Origin of the sequence: Acinetobacter sp. A1-4-2, assembly GCF_040233925.1 — a bacterium.
Taxonomy (GTDB): domain Bacteria; phylum Pseudomonadota; class Gammaproteobacteria; order Pseudomonadales; family Moraxellaceae; genus Acinetobacter.
Map to the genome: position 1 here is coordinate 724,090 of NZ_CP157981.1, position 19,118 is coordinate 743,207.

22 protein-coding genes are annotated in these 19,118 nt (G+C 42.5%); 16 read left to right on the forward strand and 6 right to left on the reverse strand.

Annotation, left to right across the window (positions count from 1 at the left end):
• Position 1: 1 nt before the first annotated feature.
• The 4 genes from nuoN (at position 2) to ABJ384_RS03535 (ending at position 3,489) form a co-directional block, all read left to right on the forward strand.
• A complete protein-coding gene (gene nuoN / locus ABJ384_RS03520; protein WP_349928865.1) occupies positions 2-1,495 on the forward strand; it encodes an NADH-quinone oxidoreductase subunit NuoN in 1,494 nt (497 codons plus the stop codon).
• Between the two features lie 123 nt (positions 1,496-1,618).
• Positions 1,619-2,254 (forward strand): uracil phosphoribosyltransferase, encoded by a 636-nt coding sequence (gene upp, locus ABJ384_RS03525; RefSeq protein WP_349928867.1) that lies wholly within the window; start codon positions 1,619-1,621, stop codon positions 2,252-2,254.
• Positions 2,255-2,337: 83 nt separating this feature from the next.
• Positions 2,338-2,631, forward strand: coding sequence for a cold shock domain-containing protein (locus ABJ384_RS03530; RefSeq protein ID WP_349928869.1), 294 nt, complete (start codon positions 2,338-2,340; stop codon positions 2,629-2,631).
• A gap of 123 nt (positions 2,632-2,754) precedes the next feature.
• Positions 2,755-3,489, forward strand: a complete 735-nt coding sequence (locus ABJ384_RS03535) for a cold shock domain-containing protein (protein ID WP_349928871.1) — start codon at positions 2,755-2,757, stop codon at positions 3,487-3,489.
• A gap of 40 nt (positions 3,490-3,529) precedes the next feature.
• On the opposite strand, the gene gigC is transcribed toward ABJ384_RS03535, so the two are convergent.
• Positions 3,530-4,408 carry a LysR family transcriptional regulator GigC gene (gene gigC / locus ABJ384_RS03540; RefSeq protein WP_166167753.1) on the reverse strand — a complete coding sequence of 293 codons (879 nt, stop codon included), beginning with the start codon at positions 4,406-4,408 and terminating at the stop codon, positions 3,530-3,532.
• Between the two features lie 85 nt (positions 4,409-4,493).
• Here gigC and ABJ384_RS03545 point away from each other — a divergent pair, with 85 nt between their 5' ends.
• Positions 4,494-5,255, forward strand: coding sequence for a ferredoxin--NADP reductase (locus ABJ384_RS03545; protein ID WP_349928873.1), 762 nt, complete (start codon positions 4,494-4,496; stop codon positions 5,253-5,255).
• 219 nt (positions 5,256-5,474) lie between these two features.
• Here the strand turns inward: ABJ384_RS03545 and ABJ384_RS03550 are convergent, their stop codons facing one another.
• Positions 5,475-5,897, reverse strand: a complete 423-nt coding sequence (locus tag ABJ384_RS03550; RefSeq protein WP_086196104.1) for a hypothetical protein — start codon at positions 5,895-5,897, stop codon at positions 5,475-5,477.
• 493 nt (positions 5,898-6,390) lie between these two features.
• Here ABJ384_RS03550 and ABJ384_RS03555 point away from each other — a divergent pair, with 493 nt between their 5' ends.
• The 4 genes from ABJ384_RS03555 (at position 6,391) to ABJ384_RS03570 (ending at position 9,479) form a co-directional block, all read left to right on the forward strand.
• Complete coding sequence (locus ABJ384_RS03555; RefSeq protein WP_257234903.1) at positions 6,391-6,738, forward strand: hypothetical protein; 348 nt, start codon at positions 6,391-6,393, stop codon at positions 6,736-6,738.
• Between the two features lie 218 nt (positions 6,739-6,956).
• Positions 6,957-8,813, forward strand: a complete 1,857-nt coding sequence (locus ABJ384_RS03560; protein WP_349928875.1) for a mechanosensitive ion channel — start codon at positions 6,957-6,959, stop codon at positions 8,811-8,813.
• A 215-nt stretch (positions 8,814-9,028) separates the two neighbouring features.
• Positions 9,029-9,187 carry a hypothetical protein gene (locus ABJ384_RS03565; RefSeq protein ID WP_349928877.1) on the forward strand — a complete coding sequence of 53 codons (159 nt, stop codon included), beginning with the start codon at positions 9,029-9,031 and terminating at the stop codon, positions 9,185-9,187.
• A gap of 139 nt (positions 9,188-9,326) precedes the next feature.
• The gene (locus tag ABJ384_RS03570) at positions 9,327-9,479 is read left to right on the forward strand and encodes a hypothetical protein (RefSeq protein WP_349928879.1); all 153 of its coding nucleotides are present in this window, start codon (positions 9,327-9,329) and stop codon (positions 9,477-9,479) included.
• A gap of 15 nt (positions 9,480-9,494) precedes the next feature.
• Here the strand turns inward: ABJ384_RS03570 and ABJ384_RS03575 are convergent, their stop codons facing one another.
• Both ABJ384_RS03575 and ABJ384_RS03580 read right to left on the reverse strand, forming a co-directional pair.
• Entirely contained in the window at positions 9,495-10,694 is a 1,200-nt protein-coding gene (locus tag ABJ384_RS03575; protein ID WP_349928881.1) for an NAD(P)/FAD-dependent oxidoreductase, read from the reverse strand.
• A 54-nt stretch (positions 10,695-10,748) separates the two neighbouring features.
• Entirely contained in the window at positions 10,749-11,630 is an 882-nt protein-coding gene (locus ABJ384_RS03580; RefSeq protein ID WP_349929701.1) for a pyridoxal-phosphate dependent enzyme, read from the reverse strand.
• A 272-nt stretch (positions 11,631-11,902) separates the two neighbouring features.
• Here ABJ384_RS03580 and ABJ384_RS03585 point away from each other — a divergent pair, with 272 nt between their 5' ends.
• The 5 genes from ABJ384_RS03585 (at position 11,903) to ABJ384_RS03605 (ending at position 14,962) form a co-directional block, all read left to right on the forward strand.
• Positions 11,903-12,094 (forward strand): NF038215 family lipoprotein, encoded by a 192-nt coding sequence (locus ABJ384_RS03585; protein WP_349928883.1) that lies wholly within the window; start codon positions 11,903-11,905, stop codon positions 12,092-12,094.
• Positions 12,095-12,511: 417 nt separating this feature from the next.
• Positions 12,512-13,135 (forward strand): LysE family translocator, encoded by a 624-nt coding sequence (locus tag ABJ384_RS03590; protein ID WP_349928885.1) that lies wholly within the window; start codon positions 12,512-12,514, stop codon positions 13,133-13,135.
• A 151-nt stretch (positions 13,136-13,286) separates the two neighbouring features.
• Positions 13,287-13,418 carry a hypothetical protein gene (locus ABJ384_RS03595; RefSeq protein ID WP_349928887.1) on the forward strand — a complete coding sequence of 44 codons (132 nt, stop codon included), beginning with the start codon at positions 13,287-13,289 and terminating at the stop codon, positions 13,416-13,418.
• A gap of 117 nt (positions 13,419-13,535) precedes the next feature.
• Positions 13,536-13,982 carry an ABZJ_00895 family protein gene (locus ABJ384_RS03600; RefSeq protein ID WP_349929702.1) on the forward strand — a complete coding sequence of 149 codons (447 nt, stop codon included), beginning with the start codon at positions 13,536-13,538 and terminating at the stop codon, positions 13,980-13,982.
• A gap of 71 nt (positions 13,983-14,053) precedes the next feature.
• Positions 14,054-14,962: a TIGR01777 family oxidoreductase gene (locus tag ABJ384_RS03605; RefSeq protein WP_349929703.1), complete on the forward strand. Its 909-nt coding sequence runs from the start codon at positions 14,054-14,056 to the stop codon at positions 14,960-14,962.
• Here ABJ384_RS03605 and thiO read toward each other — a convergent pair.
• Together thiO and hemB are read right to left on the reverse strand one after the other, a co-directional pair.
• Positions 14,948-16,072: a glycine oxidase ThiO gene (thiO, locus tag ABJ384_RS03610; RefSeq protein ID WP_349928888.1), complete on the reverse strand. Its 1,125-nt coding sequence runs from the start codon at positions 16,070-16,072 to the stop codon at positions 14,948-14,950. The two genes, ABJ384_RS03605 and thiO, sit on opposite strands and share 15 nt — an antisense overlap.
• A gap of 18 nt (positions 16,073-16,090) precedes the next feature.
• Complete coding sequence (hemB, locus tag ABJ384_RS03615; protein ID WP_166167738.1) at positions 16,091-17,104, reverse strand: porphobilinogen synthase; 1,014 nt, start codon at positions 17,102-17,104, stop codon at positions 16,091-16,093.
• 102 nt (positions 17,105-17,206) lie between these two features.
• Here hemB and ABJ384_RS03620 point away from each other — a divergent pair, with 102 nt between their 5' ends.
• Entirely contained in the window at positions 17,207-17,707 is a 501-nt protein-coding gene (locus ABJ384_RS03620; RefSeq protein ID WP_349928891.1) for a thioesterase family protein, read from the forward strand.
• 256 nt (positions 17,708-17,963) lie between these two features.
• Positions 17,964-19,115, forward strand: a complete 1,152-nt coding sequence (locus tag ABJ384_RS03625) for an HlyD family efflux transporter periplasmic adaptor subunit (RefSeq protein WP_349928893.1) — start codon at positions 17,964-17,966, stop codon at positions 19,113-19,115.
• Positions 19,116-19,118 lie beyond the last annotated feature (3 nt).

Consider the following 19,118-nt stretch of genomic DNA (forward strand, 5'->3'; position numbering starts at 1 on the left):
CATGAACTTCACAATGTCATTTTCCGAGCTTATGCCATTAGCTCCTGTGATGATCGTGGCTTTAACTGCGATCGTAGTGATGCTTCTCATTGCAATTAAACGTAACCATAATTTAATTGCAACAGCCTCTGTAGTCGGCTTGAACCTTGCTGCAGCCTATGTCCTGATTGCAATGTTCGGTGGTGCTTTTGCACCAGCGAACGTGATGGGCATGTTTATGCTTGACCCGTTTACCTTGCTTTACCAACTGGTCATCCTGATTGCTGCACTGGCTTGCTGTACCTTGTCACATGCTTATATTGAAAGCTATCAAGATAACCGTGAAGAACTGTATATCCTGATGCTGTGCTCGGTAGTGGGCGCAATGCTGATGGTGGCAAGTTCTCATTATGCATCTTTCTTCATTAGCCTTGAGCTGATGTCGATTCCTGTATACGGTCTTTTGGCTTATACACACCAACGTTCACAATCGCTAGAAGCGGGTATTAAATACCTTGTTCTTTCAGCAACTGCTTCTGCAATGTTGTTGATGGGCATGGCATATATCTATGCTTATACCGGTTCATTGTCTTTCTATGACAATGTTCAGGCCTTGATGCAAGCCATCAAACAGCCAATGGTGATTTTAGGTCTAGGCTTAATCGTGTTTGCTGTGGCATTTAAATTGTCTCTTGCGCCATTCCATAAATGGACGCCAGACGTGTATGCAGGTGCTCCAGCGCCAATTGCAACATTCCTTGCGACTGTGGCTAAGGTAGCAACCATTGGTTTGTTTGTACGTTATTTACTTGCTTCGGGTGCAATCCTGGTAGATTCAATCGTAACCATCATCACGATTATTGCGGTGCTTTCTATTCTGGTGGGTAACTTCCTTGCAGTACGTCAAGTCAACCTGAAACGTATTCTGGGTTACTCTTCAATTGCCCACTTTGGTTATTTGCTGATTGGTTTAATCAGCATGACTTATGCAAGCCTGGGTAACGTATCTGTTTATGTGATCACTTATGTATTGACGACGATTGGTGCATTTGGTGTTGTCGCGTTGATGTCTAGTCCGTATAACAATGCAGATGAAGCACAAAGTCTGGCAGATTACCGTGGTTTGTTCTGGCGCCGTCCAGTATTGACTGCGACCTTGACTGTCATGATGTTGTCTCTTGCCGGTATTCCATTGACTGCAGGCTTCATTGGTAAGTTTCTGGTGGTGATGGCTGCGGTAACAACCCAGCACTGGTTCCTTGCTGCCATGATTGTAGTGGGTTCAGGTATTGGTCTGTACTATTACCTTCGTGTGATGGTGGTGATGTACATGACTCCGCCAGATACACCACGTATTGATGCCGACAAACATTGGGGTCAGAAAGTGGGTGGTATTATGGTGCTTGCTGCGGCATTGGCTGTATTGGTCATTGGTGTTTATCCTGATCCAATCATCAAATTGGCGCTTCAAGCGGAGATTTTATCTCCATTGCATTTCATGCTTTCTCAGCAGTAATCTAAAAAAACTATAAGTTTTTTCTAAAAAGCCTCCTTTCTTAGGGGGCTTTTTAGTTTATAAGAGATATAAAAAACATTTATAATAGCTGAAATTTTATCTTATTTTTTTAGGTACTCTCCCGTGGCTATTCATGAAATCCGTCATCCGCTTATCCGACATAAACTTGGTTTGCTGCGTCGTGCAGATATCAGTACAAAAAACTTCCGCGAACTAGCGCAAGAAGTGACCATGCTTCTGACTTATGAAGCCACCAAAGACTTGCCGATGTGTGAGCATGAAATTGACGGCTGGAATGGCAAAGTTACTGTAGACCGCATTGCGGGTAAAAAAATTACCGTTGTGCCTATTCTGCGTGCAGGTATTGGCATGTTAGATGGTTTCTTGAACCTGATTCCAAGTGCGAAAGTTTCTGTATTGGGTCTTGAGCGTGATGAAGAAACCTTGCAAGCACGTACTTATTATAAAAAATTGGTACCCGATGTACAAAACCGTTTGGCGATGATTATCGACCCGATGCTGGCAACCGGTTCTTCATTGGTCGCAGCCATTGATGTATTGAAGGCAAGTGGTTGTAAAGATATTCGTGTCATGGTTTTAGTGGCTGCGCCTGAAGGCATTAAAAAAGTAGAAGAAAAACACCCAGACGTGACAATTTTCACAGCAGCTATTGATGACGGTCTCAACGAAAATGGTTATATCGTTCCGGGTCTTGGCGATGCAGGCGATAAAATTTTCGGTTCAGTACAAAAAGACTGATCCTGGAAGACAAATTAAAAGAGGCTTCAGGCCTCTTTTTTTATATACTGTAAACATGGCATTTTTGAGCATAGGGCAGCAGCATGAAAGATGAATTACATCAGGGTAAAATCAAAAAGTATGACCCTGAAAAAGGCTTTGGTTTTATTGGTTCGGCTGAAGGGGATATTTTCTTTCATATTTCAGATTTCCCTGCGGCAGAAGGCGAACCGAAACGTAATGAACGGGTAAAATTTGCGGCTGTTAAGAATGGTGACAAGTTCAAGGCCGTTCGTATAGAACGTGTTGCAGATCATTCAGCAAAAGCGAAAAAGTCAAAAGTATCGACGCATAATAAGTCAATTACATCCGCCTTGTTGTCGAATTTTCGAGGTTGAGGCTTCTGCTTTTGATTGCAGTATGATGATGTTCAGGGTTGCTTTTGACAATCATTGGAAAAGAGGCTTTTGGGCCTCTTTTTTATTATAATAAGAAGAAATATAAATGAAAAAGAGTGTTTTATGTTTGTTCAGGGGAAAGTCAAAACTTATAACGCAGAGCGCGGTTTTGGATTTATTGCAGTAGAGGAAGGCGAAGTGAAAGATATTTTCTTTCACATTAAAGATGTGCCCAATAGCACTATCGAACCTAAAGTCGGGGAGAAGTTAAAATTTATCATTGTGGAAGATGACGGCAAGTTTAAAGCCGACCGTATTGTACGACTGGACCTACAGTCTGCCTCAGCGGAGAGTATAGCTGCTAAGCCAGCAGGTGCAAAAAAGAAAACTGCTTCACCACGTTATAATAAGGCTTCATATAAAGGCCGAATCTTGTCCGCTATTGCCTTGATCATTCTGGCACTGCTTGCTGTGATCGGTTATGGTCAATATCAGGATTATCGCACGGCAGAGCAGCTGAAAGCGCAACAGTTGATTATAGAGCAACAGCGCATTGTGTCAGAACAGCGAGAAGCACTGGGGGATTTACCAGAAGCAGTTTTGTCGGAGCAGGGGCAGCGTAATCTGGCAGGTGAAACTTACAATACCACTAAACCACGCTCAGAAAAAATCAGTGCCAGTATTGATCAGCAAAATGGGGTGAGATTAGCAACAGCACAATTTAAATGTGATGAACGGCAACATTGCAGTCAAATGAATTCAAGAGCAGAAGCTGTGTGGTATGTACAAAACTGTCCACATCATAAGATGGATGGTGATGGTGACGGTATACCGTGTGAAAATGATTCACGCTGGTAATAAAAAAAGCGCCTAAATGGCGCTTTTTTAAAATCGTTTTTTATTCTTCACAGAATTTCATAAAGGCTTTAAGGCCAGGTCCCTGATATTTCTGACGATGCACCAACATGAATAAAGGACGAGTCAGTTGCCAGAAAGGGGTTTCTAAAATGACCAGCTGACCTTTTTCACGTAAAGGTTCAATGGCGAGTTTAGAAATACAGGACATCCCAATACCTCCCGCCACAATTTTTAAAATCGCTTCATTATGGCCTAAAGTGAGGCGGATATTGGCATCTGGCAGGTCTTTTAAAATGGCATTGTCAAACACCTCACGGGTCCCTGAACCTTCTTCACGTAAAATCCATTCGACATGGTCAAAATCTTTAGCGGTAATTGCGCGGTCCAGTTTTGCCAATGGATGCTCTGGTGAACAGCATACCGCCAGTTCATCATCGCGCCAGTGTATACACTGCAGCTGTGGCAAATGACAGGACCCTTCAATCAAGGCTAAATCCAGCTGGAACTGGTTGACTGCTTCAATCATCTGACGGGTGTTGCCTACTTGCAACTGCAAATGTGCTTGCGGCTGAATTTGCAAAAAGTCTGCCATCAGGTCGGGCATCAGGTAATCGCTAATGGTTAAGGTTGCCCCTAGGCGCAGGTCAATACTTTGTAATTCACCTTTGGCCGCCTGTTCAAAAGCTTCGCAGCGACCTAAAATTTCTAGTGCTTGAGGAAGTAGAAAACGACCTAAATCATTGAGTTGCAGACGCTTGCCAAGACGGTCGAATAGAGGTGCACCCAAGCCATCTTCCAAATCTGCTAAAGCCATACTTGCAGCACTTTGCGTGAGTTTGACAGCATCGCTGGCTTTGGTTACTGTGCCTTCTTGTGCAACTGCTACAAAAACAGCCAACTGGCGTAAGGTCATGCGCATGAATAGAGCCTTAACATTTAAAAAATATTAATAAATTATGTGGTCATGCTACCATGAGCATAGTCTTTCATGCCACGTTGAAATCATGTCAATTGAAAAATTTAGCTTAGAAAAAGTTTTATCTGTACATCGCTGGACCAATACCTTATTCAGTTTTACTATGACACGACCTGCACATTTTAAATTTACTGCAGGGCAGTTTGCACGTATTGGCCTAAAAGTGGGCGATGAACTGGTGGTTCGGGCTTATTCCGTGGTGTCATCCCCCTTTGATGAAACCCTGGAGTTCTTTTCAATTGTGGTGCCAAATGGTGCATTTACATCTAACCTGCAACATTTACAGGTCGGTGATGAGCTGTACCTGGAAAAAATTCCTTATGGTTTTTTAACCTTGGCGCGTTATCAGCTCCCCTTACCACATGACTTGTGGCTACTGGCGACTGGCACAGGTTTGGCACCATTTATTTCCATGCTACAAGACTTTGAAACTTGGTCGAAATATCAAAAGATCAATCTGGTTTATAGTGTGCGTACGGAAGCCGAACTGGCTTATGTCGAGCGTATTCAGGAAATAGCTGAAACCTTTGGCGAAGGTCATACGGGCTTTAAATTTGTCCCGATTATTACCCGGAATCTCGATGCAACGTTGCATGACCGTTTACCGGTATTGATTGAAAATGGTGAACTGGAAAAAGCGGTAGGGCTACAATTCAATGTAGACACCAGTCATGTGATGCTTTGTGGTAACCCACAAATGGTGGAAGATACCAAAGAAGCATTAAAAGCACGTGGCTTGAAAATGAACCGCCGTGGTGAAGGTAATATTGCGGTCGAGAATTATTGGTAATCGCATTTAGAGTTCCTCCCTTTTTAAAGGTGAGAAGCATTGCTTCGCAAGGGAGGGATTAAAAGGAATAATTTATCTCGTGAAAATTGAATCCCCCTAAATCCCCCTTCTTCTAAGGGGGACTTTCTCTAATCACAAAAAATCCCCCTTCTTCTAAGGGGGACTTTCTCTAATCACAAAAAATCCCCCATTCAGGAGGATTTTTTAGCTTTTAATCTTTTAATGCACAAACATATCAATAAATTCGCGGATTTCCTGAATTGCAGTTTCCACATCGCTGGTCAGCCAGGTAGGTTCAAATATACCGGCATAATGTTCAAGTCGTTCTTGGGGAACCACCAGACGGATCGGACATTCTTCTTCCAGTAAGCGCCAAGGAATAATGGGTACTTCATTGTCTATGAACGGGGCAATATTGCGAATGTCGATCACCATGGCATTGATGCATTCAGGAAACGGCATCACAGAAAATTCTTCGGTACGACGACGGAAATATTCCAGATCACCCCATTTAAGCACATAACTTGGTTTACTAAATTCAATAATTCCAATGAGATGTTCATCACGAGTGTAATGCAAACAACATTGATGAGTGACGTCAGTGTCCAAATCAAGCGTTACAGATTGCTGACGATACGCCATAAAGTTAAGCAGCATGAAAAACGGTGCATAATTATAGCTCATTTTAAGCCTTTCAGCACCTAAAGCATGTTTCATCTGAAAGCTTAGACAGGTTTAAAAATCGGTTAATTTTCTTATTTTAAAAACCGCAACTTAAACCCCTATCTTTTGCATGGTTAAATTTTGCTGGAGCTTAAATTAAAATACTGGGACTTAAAGTAAAATAATAGTGTCTTGCTCCAGATATAAAAATGGAATAAAAGTCCTCTTTACTGCAATAAAAGCAACAGCAGCAGTAATATTAAAAGAGCTATAGAAAAGAATGATAGCCTGACTGAAAATTGAATCGACACAACCTTCTTGCCTTAAAATATTTAAACAACTGTTTTCTGAATTGCTGTTTTTTAAGTGAAAATTACAAGTCTTCACCATGTCACTATGCTTTTATACATAACTCATCAGGAAATATGGTTAATATAAATACATGGAATGAGATAAAAAAAGGGGAAAAAACATGACACATGATTTTAATAAACCGCCTCATGTTACGAGTGAAGAAGAAAGATCTCAGAAAAAACGTTTGCCAGTGTATATCCTCCTTCTTGTGGGTGTATTCTTCATTGCCGTACTGGTTTACATGTTTGCCTATACTAAACCGCAATCATCTAATGCTCCTCCAGGACATCCTGACCCTAGTGCCCAACCTGCCACACCAAATAATACCGCCACTACCGGTACTGCAACGGCAACAGATGAAGCAGTCGCTACAGATGCCGATACTGTAACAGAACCAGGTGAAAAAAGTGCAATAGGTGAGGCTGCCGATAATGTTGGGACAGGCATTAGTAACAAAAATCAGTAGGGATTCAAATCATTCATTTAAAGCTCTAATTTGAAAGGATTAGGGCTTTTTTGCAATCTAATGTGCGCTTTTGTTGTATTTATGCTGGTTTGTATTGAAGAAAAAATAATCGAATTCTAATGTGTTCTTAACTTCATCATTTTAGGGTGAACTGAGCCAACATAACCCACTATTCATCTATAGAAATTCAATAAGTAATAACAAGAGGACATGACAATATGAATGAGTATTTTTCTGGAGGCCCTAGAGGGGGTGAATTTGATGCGATGTATTATTGGAATCAGTTTCATCCTATTCTCGCTGCCATCGCCATTTTAATCATAGGTTGGATTGTTGCCCTTATTATTGCGGCAGGAATTAAAAAAGTTTTACAAAAGCTTGGAACAAATCAAAGACTTTCGGGTGCGACAGGACATCGCGCCAATATTGAAAGCATTGTTTCGCGTATTGTCTTTTGGATCGTGATGATCATTGCCGTTATAGGTGCTTTTAATGTGCTGAATCTCACCAGCGTGAGTGGGCCATTTAGCAATATGATTCAGCAATTCCTGTTATTTATTCCTCAACTTTTGGCGGCTATTGCGGTCGGTTTTATTGGCTGGATTGTAGCAAATCTGGTCAAGATGGGACTGCAAAAACTGCTGGACCGAACTGAACTGGATGAAAAGCTAAGTGCTGACGTGGGTGTCAGTCCAATTAGCCAGAACATTAGCGAGATTGTTTATTGGCTGATTTTGTTATTGTTCTTGCCAATTGTACTGTCTATTTTAGGCTTAACCGGCTTGCTTGTTCCAGTACAGAACATGGTGAATGAAGTTGTTTCATTCTTGCCCAATATCTTTATTGCTGCTGTGATTGTATTTGTCGGCTATATTCTGGCAAAAATTGTACGCGGTATTGTTGAAGGTCTGGTGGGAAGTTTGAATCTCCAGCAACATGCCCAGAAAATCGGGATGTTTAAAAATTCTAATCTGTCACAGGTACTGGGCTCATTTGTCTTTGCGATTATTATCATTACCGCCCTAATTATTGCCTTCGAAGCTTTAGGCATTCAGGCAATTTCACAACCGGCCACAGCCATGTTGTATGAAATCATGAATGCCATTCCGCATATTATTGCAGCGGCTCTGATTCTTATTCTGGCTTATGTGGTATCGCGCTTTGTGGCTAAGCTGGTGGTAGACATTGTCTCTGGAACGGGCGTGGATGAAATTCCTGCCAAAATGGATGCCCAACGCTTTTTAGGCAAGACCAAAGTATCTTCAATTATTGGTTACCTGATTGTGTTCTTTACCATGTTGTTTGCGGTATCTGAAGCAGCGAACCGGCTTGGTTTTGAGCAGATCAGTGCACTGATTTCGATGTTTATCCAGTTCGGTGCCAATATCCTGCTCGGTGCAGTGATTCTGATGATTGGCTTCTGGCTTGCCAATCTGGTTGCCCAAGTGATTGGACGAGGTGAATATGTCAGTTCACGCTGGTTGGCAAATCTTGTTCGTATATTGATTATGGGACTGGTGATTGCTATGGGGTTGCGTGCAATGGGTATTGCCGATTCCATCGTCAATCTGGCCTTCGGTTTAACCTTGGGAGCCGTCGCTGTTGCCTTCGCATTGGCTTTTGGTTTAGGTGGGCGAGATCCGGCACAACGTGTCTTGACCGACTTGATTGATAAATGCAAAAAAGAGGCGAAGCGGCCTAATCCGCATCAGGAAAATTCAAGACCAGGTTCTGATATTTCAGTACATAAATCTTCTGAATTGGAAATCGATGGCGGAGTACCAGCAACCTCTACTTCTAACAAACCTGTAACTGTGAGTTCATTTCCAATCTCAGATCAAAAAGAAACGCTCACTCCTGATTTATCCAACCCAACTCCTGCCTCATTAACCACTGCACCACAAGAGGCACAAAAAACGGATTCAGATCAGAGTGTTCCAGATTCTGTCCGTGTTGATCCCAAGCATCCGCCAGTAAATAATCCTTTTGGATCCACGGGGGAAAAAGAGTCTGATGTCGATCTTAAGAGTGACAAAGATCCAAATAATCCTGGCTCCAGTGATGATAAAAAATAATCGCTAGAACCAGAAAAATCCACTACATGAGCACAAACAAAGCGCTGCTTTGTTTGTGCATAAGGGATGGGTATGTTTTTTGCAACTCTATTGTTATGAAGCGGTCAGTAAAATGACTGAATTTTCTATTACAAGCCTGAGATCCGTTAAAAAAATGCATTGTCAAAATTAGGGACGGATCGTCAACAGACCCTAATTCTGAACAGGAGAGAAAAATGAGTAAAAGAGAACTGAATAAGTTTCTTGCACCAATTGTAATCGCAGGTATAACAGTTGGGTTTCTTATGAGAGCATATAAATTTATATTTGCCAAACTTAAAGTTGAACATCAACAGAAAAGCCCAGAATATCTAGAAAATTTAGATAAAAAATAATCAATAAATGCTCGATTGTTGGCATGTATTATGCTAAATATAATTGTAATATTTCAAGAATATAAAGACTTAGTTTTAATATTCTTGAAATATTCATCATTCTATACTAGGACGTATAAATAATTATTGAGGGGAAATTATGATGTTAGTTAAGAAACTTTTAGGTTTAGTCGGGCAAGCATTTCAACAAGACTGCCAACATACACAAGCAGTTGCAAAGATGGATCAAGCAATTGTGCGTATGCAGCAGAAGCAGTATATTGAAATTTTACGTACGGACTATTTAGAATAATTTAGTTGCAATGGATTAAACATATTGCGATGCGGCATGTGCAGAGGCCCATGCCCATTGAAAATTAAACCCGCCTAAATGACCAGACACATCCAGAACTTCACCGACAAAGTACAAGCCTTTCTGTTTCTTACTTTCCATGGTCTTGGACGATACTTCCGTGGTATCTACACCACCCAAAGTCACTTCCGCAGTCCGGTAGCCCTCAGTTCCTGATGGTTTCACTTCAAAATGATGCAAATGCTTGGCAATCTGTTCCAGTTTATCGTCGCTCAAATTACCGATCGCTGTATCGGCAAGTTCTGCCCATATGAGATTTTGCAGTTCCAGCACCACATTTTTTGGCAAATGCTCATTCAACAGGGTACGTAGCAGCACTTTAGGCTGGCTGGATTTTTTAGCTTTAAAAAATTCTACCAAGTCGAGGTAAGGCAGAAAATTGATATTAAAGCTTTGACCGACATTCCAGTAGTTAGAAAGCTGTAAGGAGCTTGGACCACTTAAACCACGATGGGTAAACAGCAAGGCTTCAGTAAAACTGTTTAAATCATTGGATAGGGTGGCATCGACGGCATTACCGCTTAAACGGGTGGTCACTTCTTTAAACTGGTCGGAAAAAGTAAAGGGCACCAAGCCTGCACGGGTCGGGTGTACATGATGGCCAAACTGTTTGGCAATGTCATAACCAATCCCTGAGCCCCCCAGCGTTGGAATCGACAAACCACCTGTTGCCACGACTACAGATTCAGCCTGAAAATAACCTGAAGTAGTTGCAACCTGAAAACCTTGCTCATCTACAGCCGTTACCGCTTTGACTTCACAACTGGTTTTAATGTCGACCAGACCGGTTTTGTCACATTCAGCCAGCAGCATAGCCAAAATTTCTTTGGCACCGTTTAAGGTAAATAACTGACCGTGTTTGCGCTCTTCATATTCAATCCCGTGTTCACACACCAGACCAATAAAGTCCCAGTTGGTATAGCGGCTTAAGGCCGAGATTACGAAGTGCGGATTATGTGAAATATAGTTTTCAGGTTCGACGTACAGGTTGGTAAAATTACATTTACCGCCACCGGACATCAGAATTTTTTTACCCACCTTGTTGGCTTTTTCCAGTACCACAACTTTACGACCACGCTGGGCTGCCATAAATGCCAACATCAGACCGGATGCACCTGCACCTAAAACAATGACATCATACTGATTTGTAGACATGAGCAACCCGCGGGAGATAAAAACAGGGCATTATAGACAATTTTGCGCTCAATTTCAGGATAGATCTGCATCTGGATGCCGACCTTGCAGACCACCCGTATGAATTACCAGAATACGGCTGCCTGCCGGAAAATGGTTTTGGGCAATTAAATCCATCAGACCGTACGTCATCTTCGCAGTATAAACCTGCTCTAAAGGAATGTGGTGCTCGGCTTCAAAGCACTGCATAAACTGTAATAGCTCAGAACTGGTCTTGGCATAACCGCCACAGCAATAGGCATCGGTGATTTTCCAGTTTTTCTTTGTTGTCCATTGCTCGACATCCGACTTTAAAAAATCGCCTTTTAAGGCCGAAAAACCCAGCACAGTTTGATGAGCAGCGCTGGCTTCAATTAATCCTGTAATTGTTCCGCCTGTTCCAACGGCACAGCAGATCACATCATAATTGTGTCGGTCTTCAGCAGTTAAAATTTCCTTGCAGCCCTGAATGGCAAGAGAATTGGTTCCACCTTCGGGAATGATGTAATGCTCTGGATAGCTTTGTTGTAATTGTTCGAGAAATTCAGAACTGGTTTTTTCACGATATTGCTGTCGGGAGATAAAATGCAGTTGCATACCAGATTGTTGCGCTGTGGCAAGGGTAGGATTGAGCGCTTTATCTTTGAGTTCTTCACCTCGAATAATGCCTACACTTGCAAAGCCAAATAGATGCGCTGCATAAGCGGTGGCGGCAATATGATTGGAATAAGCGCCACCAAAAGTCAGGACTTTTTTAAACCCTTGCTGCCGAGCTTGCTGAAAATTGTATTTCAGTTTAAAAAACTTGTTGCCGGAAATCTGGGGATGAATCTGATCCAAACGTTTCACGGTAACAGTAACTGGAGCATCAAGGCTAAGTTTTTGGTAAGTCACTGACTGTGCAATACGATCAAACATTTCATCATGATCCATGAATATTCAATCGTATTGTACGCAAAATATGATGATCTATGGCGTGCTGTTTTATCAGGGAAATCTGAGTCAGACTTTAATAGAGGAAATCAGGTAAAAACAATTCTCAAAATACCTTTGCCGTTTAGCCAATATTTTTATGGGATTATTTGTAAATATATCTTAAATAATTGAATTAAAATAATAAAAAAAAGATCTAAAAATACACAATGATGCTAAGCTAGAAAATATAACAATGATGAAAAAGAGGATATGTGATGAAGAAGCTATCCGTAGGTTTATGCGCTTGCTTGTTATTATTGCTGACAGCTTGCGATGCAAAAGATGATTATAACAAGCCAAAAACCGAAGTCCGTAGCATGATTATTGGCGGTGTACCTGTGCATGATCAGGATTATCGGCTTTCTCAACTTAATGTACGTGAAATCAAGCCTATGACTCAAGAGTAAACTGCGCTGAGGTTTACCCCAAATTTTAAGCCAGCTTCAGCTACCAGTTACAGGCCTGAATCTGGAGATTCTTATACAGGAATAGCCTGCTGATTTTATCTGTCTGTTGTTGCAGTCTTACCTTGAAATGGGTGTAATTTAGCTAATTTCACTCGGACTTTCACGATAATTTCACAATGTGAGCTCTCTATTACTTGCTGTAAATGTCGCTTGCTATATAGCAGTGTTGCTTAACTGATTTTATCTATAGATAAATAAATGAAGGATTAAATTTGTTGAGCTAGTGATTCAGTAGGGGATGAAGTGGATTATTAGTGAATTATTCGGTGAAATTCTGAAAAAGAGGTGAAATTCAGGGAGATATTCAGCCTTTTAAATTGTAAAATTGCCGCGGAATTAATTTCAGTAGGTGGACGTGTGGAATCATTTTGGATTTTGGGCTCAATTGCATTTGCTTTAATGTTAGGTGCAATGAGTCCTGGACCGACTTCGATTTATGTCGCTAAAAATTCAATTGCGATTTCACGTCGGCATGGTGTGTTTACCGCTTTAGGTACAGGCACAGGCGCTGCCATTTTTGGCTTGTTGGCCGTACTCGGATTACAGGCCTTTTTATTGGCGGTACCATCTGCCTATCTGGCTTTAAAAATCTGCGGTGGCGTATATCTACTCTGTCTGGCTTTTAAAATTATTAAACATGCCAAAGAGCCGATTGCATCTGAGCATAGTTCGCAAGCCCAAATGTCCTTACGCCGTGCATTTACTACAGGCCTGATTACCCAGCTTTCCAATCCGAAAATTGCAATTGTGCTGGCCAGTATTTTTACTGCACTTTTACCCAAAGAAATTCCGACTTATTATTATTTTGTTTTACCCATTCTGTGCTTTTTTATTGATGCAGGGTGGTGCTCACTGGTTGCAGTGGCCTTGTCGGCGGAAAAGCCGCGCCGTGTCTATTTGAAATTTAAAGCAGGTTTTGACCGGGCTGCAGGCGGCATCATGACGCTGTTGGGATTGAAGTTAATCTTTGGCATGAAATAAATCACAGTATGGGAAAATCAATTTTGAATGGTTTACTCATTTGTTATTTTATAAAAAGATTGATTTATGCAAGAAGTGTATAAATCTATTCCCAGACTGAATGTTAGGATTAAAATAGAATGTAGAAAATAAAAGACCGACGATTCGAGTGATGATGAAATCGTCGGTCAAAAAATCTGTTGCAAGTTTTAGCTTGGGCTGCTGTTCCTCACTAAAACTTGAAACCAAGTTTATTGCTTTAGAAAAGTTCACCGAAAATATTGTGGATGCCGATACAAATTAACGGTTCATGAACTTCATACCTTATATAACGCAGAGCTTTACAGATTGGTTGACAATAAAATGAAAAAAAACTCATTTTTTTTTATACTGATCATCTAAAAGTTGCTTATGCAGGCTCATTGTGTCATTAACCCGATATTTTTTATGGTTTTTTCTCTTCTGTTTTATTTTTACCTGTATCTGTGGTGTATTGGCTGCTTTACTGCCAACCGGCATGGGCGGAATTCTGACCATCGTGCCTTATTTAACAGCCATGATTTTAGTGCTGTATAAGTTTTTAAAACAACAACGACGAGCACCAACTGCTCAAGAACAAAAAAAAATTACTTTGGGATTTAGCCTGATTTTCTGGGGCTATAACCTGGCCTTTTTATTGCTTGGTATTGTCCTTTTTGCCAAGAATGATCCCGAAGTTTGGCAGAATTTTCTTTTATATCTCAAAAATCCGCAATTTATGACTATGGTACTGATCATGGTCTTGCTCGTTGCCATTCCACTTTATCTTTTGACCTATTGGTTTTATGGTAAACAGGCGCAGCGCATGGCGCAAAAAATGTTTGGCTAAACGACCCTGATGTAGGCTTGAGTTTTATATCATCTTGATCTATAGATAAGAAAAACATGAGTACGTCTAAAATGCAAAAAGCATGTGTCTTGATTACCGGCGGCAGTGGTTTTATCGGCTCGCATCTGTTGCCTTATTTGCTGGCTCGTGATTATGCCGTGGTGGGGCTGACCCGCCAGAAAAATAAACGCTCAAATCATCCGGATCTGACCTGGATTCAGCATTTAGATGAACTGAAAACCGACCGCATTGATTATGTCATCAACCTGGCTGGTGAAAGTATTGGACAGGGACGCTGGACAGAGAAAAGAAAACAACAATTGATGAAGAGCCGGGTAGAAACCACGCAGCAGCTCTATCGATACCTGGAAAAAAGACAGATTTTTCCAAAGCGGATTATTTCCGGTTCTGCAGTCGGATACTATGGTATAGACCTGACTGAGCAATGGTTAGAAACATATACAGAACAGTCTGCACCACAGTCTATTTTTATGTCGGAATTGTGCCAGTTATGGGAGCAGGCAGCCCTCAGTTTTACGCAGCAAAAAACCAAGATTATTCGTCTTGGCATTGTGTTTGGGAAAAATGGCGGAATTTTGCCGCGTATGTTATTCCCCATTAAACTGAATCTGGTGGGGCGGATTGGACACGGGCAGCAACCCGTAGTTTGGGTCCATGTGCAAGATGTGCTGCGTGCCATCGAATTTTTAATGCTCAATGAAACTGAAGCACAAATATTTAATCTCGTGTCACCTGAAAAAGTCTCGCAAGCGCAGTTTGTTAAAACAGCGGCACAAGTTTTAAAACGTAAACCTGTGTTCTTTTTACCGGCTTTCGTTTTGCTATGGATGCTGGGTGAGCAGTCACAACTGGTATTAAATGGTCAATATGTCACGTCCATAGCCCTGCAAGAGGCCGGTTTTGAGTTTAAATATCCGACCTTGAACAGCGCTTTAGAAGAGATATTAGTGAACCATTAACTCTGCTTCAGATTTGAGACGCGCAGGGCTATAAGCTGCCGGGTTTACGAGAGGAGTTTGGCCCAGCATCAGCTGTCTGAGCAATTGTGCAGAGGCGGGCCCCATACATAAGCCGTTACGGAAATGTCCAAAGTTGGCCCACAAATTCTCCATCTCGGGTATTTTTCCGATGTAAGGAATACCCGTTGGGGAGCCGGGTCTTAAACCGGCCCACTGTTTTTCGATAGGGAACACTGCCAGTTCGGGCACCATCTCGAAACAGGCTTCTAAAATTTTCTGCTTGGTTGCTACTGTTGGGGTGGTGTCAAAACCGCAATCCGCCATGCTGGAACCACAGACCACATGACCGTCCAGACGTGGAATTAAATACATCACATCATTCATGCACATGGTCGGCAACCAGTTTGCCGGGGTTTTAAACAGCACCATCTGTCCCTGAACCGGACGAACTGGAATCTCAAGATCCAGTTGTTCAGACCAGCGCTGCGACCAGGCACCGGTGGTGATAACAAACTGATCTGCATCATAAATTTTGCCATTTTTAGCAGCTACGGACTGTACTTGGCCATTGGCAATATTGAACTGCTCAATCAGGCAGTGCTCAATAAATTCGACTTGTGGATGCTGCTTTAAATAGGCCACCATGGATTGCAGTAAGCGCGGGTTTCTGACATTGGCAATCTGGGGAAAATAAATGGCGTGTTGAAATTTGGCATCAATAAAAGGATTTAGCTGTTCGATCTGTTCCTGTTGTAAATATTCACATTGCTGCATTGGTTCCTGAAACTGCTCGGCATAATTCAGACCGCTTTCAAAATCAGCTTCATCAAAAATCAGCATACCGCTTTCATGAATTTCAAAATCAATGCCTGAAACAGGCTTTAACTTTTTATTCCAGTCTAAATACAATGACTTGCCATATTGCGCCAGCTGATTTACGGCTTGCGGATAGCGCCACGGATACATCGGGGAGAGAATTCCGCCACCCGCCCAAGAGGCAGCTTTTCCTGCCTGCTGCTGATCGAAAATCATCACGGAACATCCCTGTTCCACCAGCTCTAGAGCAGACAGCAGACCGCTAATGCCTGCTCCAATAATGGCAATTTTCATCGCTTAGACCACAAATCCTTATTTCATGTCTTTCAGTTTAAGAGCCGCTTCTTCGGCAAAGTAGGTCCAGATGCCATCAGCACCAGCACGGCGGCAACTCATCAGTGATTCAATAATCACGCTGTCGGACAGCCAGCCATTTTGAATGGCACCCGCCAGCATGGCGTATTCACCGCTGACCTGATAAACGAAAGTCGGCACGCCAAAGGTATCTTTCACTTCACGGACGATATCCAGATAAGGCATACCCGGTTTGACAATCACCATGTCTGCACCTTCCTGAATATCCAGGGCAATTTCATGTAGGGCTTCGGCACGGTTGCCGATGTCCATCTGGTAATTGTACTTGTTGCCACCTTTCAGATTCGTCGATGAGCCGACTGCATCACGGAATGGACCGTAAAAACTGGAGGCATATTTTGCTGAATAAGCCATAATATTGGTATAGATATGACCGTTGGCTTCCAGCGCATTACGAATAGCACCAATCCGGCCATCCATCATGTCACTCGGCGCAACCACATCTGCACCAGCTTCAGCATGACTTAAGGCTTGTTTAATCAGACATTCTACCGTTTCATCATTTAGCACATAGCCTGTGTCATCAATGATGCCGTCCTGACCATGCGTAGTATACGGGTCTAAAGCGCCATCCGTGATCAGCACCATTTCTGGCAATTCTTTTTTTAGCAGGCGAACGGTATTTTGGACCAGACCATCTTCACGCCATGCAGCTTCGGCGGACAGACTTTTGTCTTCTTGTGGAGTAACAGGGAAGAGCGCTAATTTAGAAACGCCCAATTCCAGTAGACGTTCGGATTTTTTTAACAGTAGGTCGGCAGACAGACGCTGTACATTGGGCATACTTGGAATGTCTTGGGTTTGGTTCTGCCCCGGAAGGACGAATACTGGGTAAATGAGATGATCGGTCGTCAGCTGGGTTTCGCGTACCATGGCACGTAATTGGTCATTTTTACGGATGCGGCGCATGCGGGTAGCGGGAAATGCTGGACGATTGAACGTATAGGTCATAACAATCTCAATGATCAGTATTAAACTTTGGCTATTGTAGCCCTAGAATATGTTTTTGGGTGATGTTTAACAGATTTTTATTCAATCAGGAAATTCGAGCGAATGGTAAACGAAACAGAAAAAAGTTGGACCGGTCATATACATTTCGGCTCGAAAGTTGATATTGATGTATTGCTGAACCAGTTATGCAAGGCTTTTAATAAATCTCCTTTCTTTCAGCACAATGGCATGAACATGCGGGTAGTGGATGGGCAGATTGAAGCCCATATCGACATGCAGCCGTATATGATTGGCAATGTGGCATTTCAGATTTTGCATGGCGGTGTTGCAGCGACCATTTTAGACAGTATTGGTGGGATTGTGGCGATGGGGGAGCTGTACAAGAAAGCCACGTCTGATGATTTGCCCGAGACGATTAAGAAGGTGTCCCGTTTGGCAACAGTTGATATGCGGGTCGATTATCTTGCACCGGGTCGCGGCAATTCTTTTACTGCACGTGCCGAGACTTTGCGTTTAGGCCGTAAGGGTTGCACCATGCGCATGACCTTAGTCAATGATGAAGGCAAAGCGATTGCAACTGCTATCGCTTCTTATGCTTATTAAATTTGTTTGAAGCCAGCTAAGCAGAAGTCAGGTCAATATGTGGTATTGAATGAAAATCCGGTGTCGAATTTGTTTTGGAAACTGGTGAGTTACATTTTTATTCTCAAAATATGATTTTTTACTCTTAAAATGCATCAAAAATTTTTACAAGAATAACGCCCCATCAAGATGAGCTTGCTACGATCTAGATGCCTCTTGTTAAGGTGGCAGATTAGTGCTACTTGCTGATTGGGGCTGTTGGATTTAGGAAACATGCATGACAGATGTTCAAACTACGCCGCCAGATGCTCAACAGTCTGAACAGGTGACTGACCAGCAACTCAAAGCAAAACGAAAAAAGGCTTTGGGATTTGTGGCATTGATTTTAATCCTTGCTGTGATTTTATATGCCATCTGGACATTATTTTTCAATCATTCTGTCGATACCGATAATGCCTATGTGGGAGCTGAAACGGCCTCAATCACTTCCATGGTCACTGGACAAGTCGAACAGGTATTGGTCAGTGATACTCAAACGGTCAAAAAAGGTCAGTTGCTGGTTCGTGTTGATCAGCGCGATGCAGAAATTGCTCTTGCTGCAGCCAAAGCAGAACTGATCAAGGCACAGCGTCAATATAAACAGACGCAAGCTAATAGCAGCTCACTGAATTCACAAATTTTTGTCAGTGATGATGCCATTCATAGTGCTGAAGCCAAAGTGGCCGAGGCCAAAGCTGAAATGGATAAGGCACAAGATGACTTAAGCCGTCGTGAAAAACTCAGTGCCTCTGGCGCCATTTCTAAAGAAGAATTCAGTACGGCACAAAGCGCACTGAATACCGCCAAAGCGGTTTATGAATCTGCTCAAGCCGGTTTGGCACAAGCTAAATCCAGCCAAAAAGCGGCACAAAGCAATTTGGCGGCTAATGAAGCACTGATTCGCGGCGCCAATGAAAATAGCACGCCTGATGTTTTGGTGGCACAGGCCAAATTAAAGCAGGCTGTGTTAGATCTGGAGCGTACTGAAATCAAGGCTCCTTTTGATGGGGTGGTGACACGTCGTAATATTCAGGTTGGTCAGCGTGTGGCGCCGGGCACTGTCTTGATGATGGTGGTGCCAATCTCACAACTGTATGTTGATGCCAACTTTAAAGAAAGTCAGCTGGAAAAAGTCCGTCCCGGTCAAAAAGCGATCTTAACTTCTGACCTGTATGGAGATTCAGTCGAGTATCACGGCACAGTACAAGGCTTCTCTGGCGGAACCGGTTCCGCCTTTGCACTGATTCCGGCACAAAATGCGACGGGTAACTGGATTAAGGTGGTTCAGCGCTTGCCGGTTCGGATCAAGCTTGATCCTAAAGAACTGGCTGAACATCCTTTACGGGTGGGGCTGTCTATGGAAGCGAAGATCGATTTGTCTTCGAAGTAGTCA

Excerpts from the sequence above, each read along its gene's own strand:
- ABJ384_RS03605 (WP_349929703.1), top strand. The coding sequence starts at position 14,054 with ATGCAAAAAGCATGTGTCTTGATTACCGGCGGCAGTGGTTTTATCGGC.
- ABJ384_RS03585 (WP_349928883.1), top strand. The coding sequence starts at position 11,903 with ATGAAGAAGCTATCCGTAGGTTTATGCGCTTGCTTGTTATTATTGCTG.
- hemB (WP_166167738.1), bottom strand. The coding sequence starts at position 17,104 with ATGACCTATACGTTCAATCGTCCAGCATTTCCCGCTACCCGCATGCGC.
- ABJ384_RS03595 (WP_349928887.1), top strand. The coding sequence starts at position 13,287 with ATGATGAAATCGTCGGTCAAAAAATCTGTTGCAAGTTTTAGCTTGGGC.
- ABJ384_RS03620 (WP_349928891.1), top strand. The coding sequence starts at position 17,207 with ATGGTAAACGAAACAGAAAAAAGTTGGACCGGTCATATACATTTCGGC.
- ABJ384_RS03545 (WP_349928873.1), top strand. The coding sequence starts at position 4,494 with ATGTCAATTGAAAAATTTAGCTTAGAAAAAGTTTTATCTGTACATCGC.
- nuoN (WP_349928865.1), top strand. The coding sequence starts at position 2 with ATGAACTTCACAATGTCATTTTCCGAGCTTATGCCATTAGCTCCTGTG.
- ABJ384_RS03560 (WP_349928875.1), top strand. The coding sequence starts at position 6,957 with ATGAATGAGTATTTTTCTGGAGGCCCTAGAGGGGGTGAATTTGATGCG.
- ABJ384_RS03570 (WP_349928879.1), top strand. The coding sequence starts at position 9,327 with ATGATGTTAGTTAAGAAACTTTTAGGTTTAGTCGGGCAAGCATTTCAA.
- ABJ384_RS03580 (WP_349929701.1), bottom strand. The coding sequence starts at position 11,630 with ATGTTTGATCGTATTGCACAGTCAGTGACTTACCAAAAACTTAGCCTT.
- ABJ384_RS03625 (WP_349928893.1), top strand. The coding sequence starts at position 17,964 with ATGACAGATGTTCAAACTACGCCGCCAGATGCTCAACAGTCTGAACAG.
- ABJ384_RS03530 (WP_349928869.1), top strand. The coding sequence starts at position 2,338 with ATGAAAGATGAATTACATCAGGGTAAAATCAAAAAGTATGACCCTGAA.
- thiO (WP_349928888.1), bottom strand. The coding sequence starts at position 16,072 with ATGAAAATTGCCATTATTGGAGCAGGCATTAGCGGTCTGCTGTCTGCT.
- ABJ384_RS03535 (WP_349928871.1), top strand. The coding sequence starts at position 2,755 with ATGTTTGTTCAGGGGAAAGTCAAAACTTATAACGCAGAGCGCGGTTTT.
- ABJ384_RS03565 (WP_349928877.1), top strand. The coding sequence starts at position 9,029 with ATGAGTAAAAGAGAACTGAATAAGTTTCTTGCACCAATTGTAATCGCA.
- ABJ384_RS03555 (WP_257234903.1), top strand. The coding sequence starts at position 6,391 with ATGACACATGATTTTAATAAACCGCCTCATGTTACGAGTGAAGAAGAA.
- ABJ384_RS03575 (WP_349928881.1), bottom strand. The coding sequence starts at position 10,694 with ATGTCTACAAATCAGTATGATGTCATTGTTTTAGGTGCAGGTGCATCC.
- gigC (WP_166167753.1), bottom strand. The coding sequence starts at position 4,408 with ATGCGCATGACCTTACGCCAGTTGGCTGTTTTTGTAGCAGTTGCACAA.
- ABJ384_RS03550 (WP_086196104.1), bottom strand. The coding sequence starts at position 5,897 with ATGGCGTATCGTCAGCAATCTGTAACGCTTGATTTGGACACTGACGTC.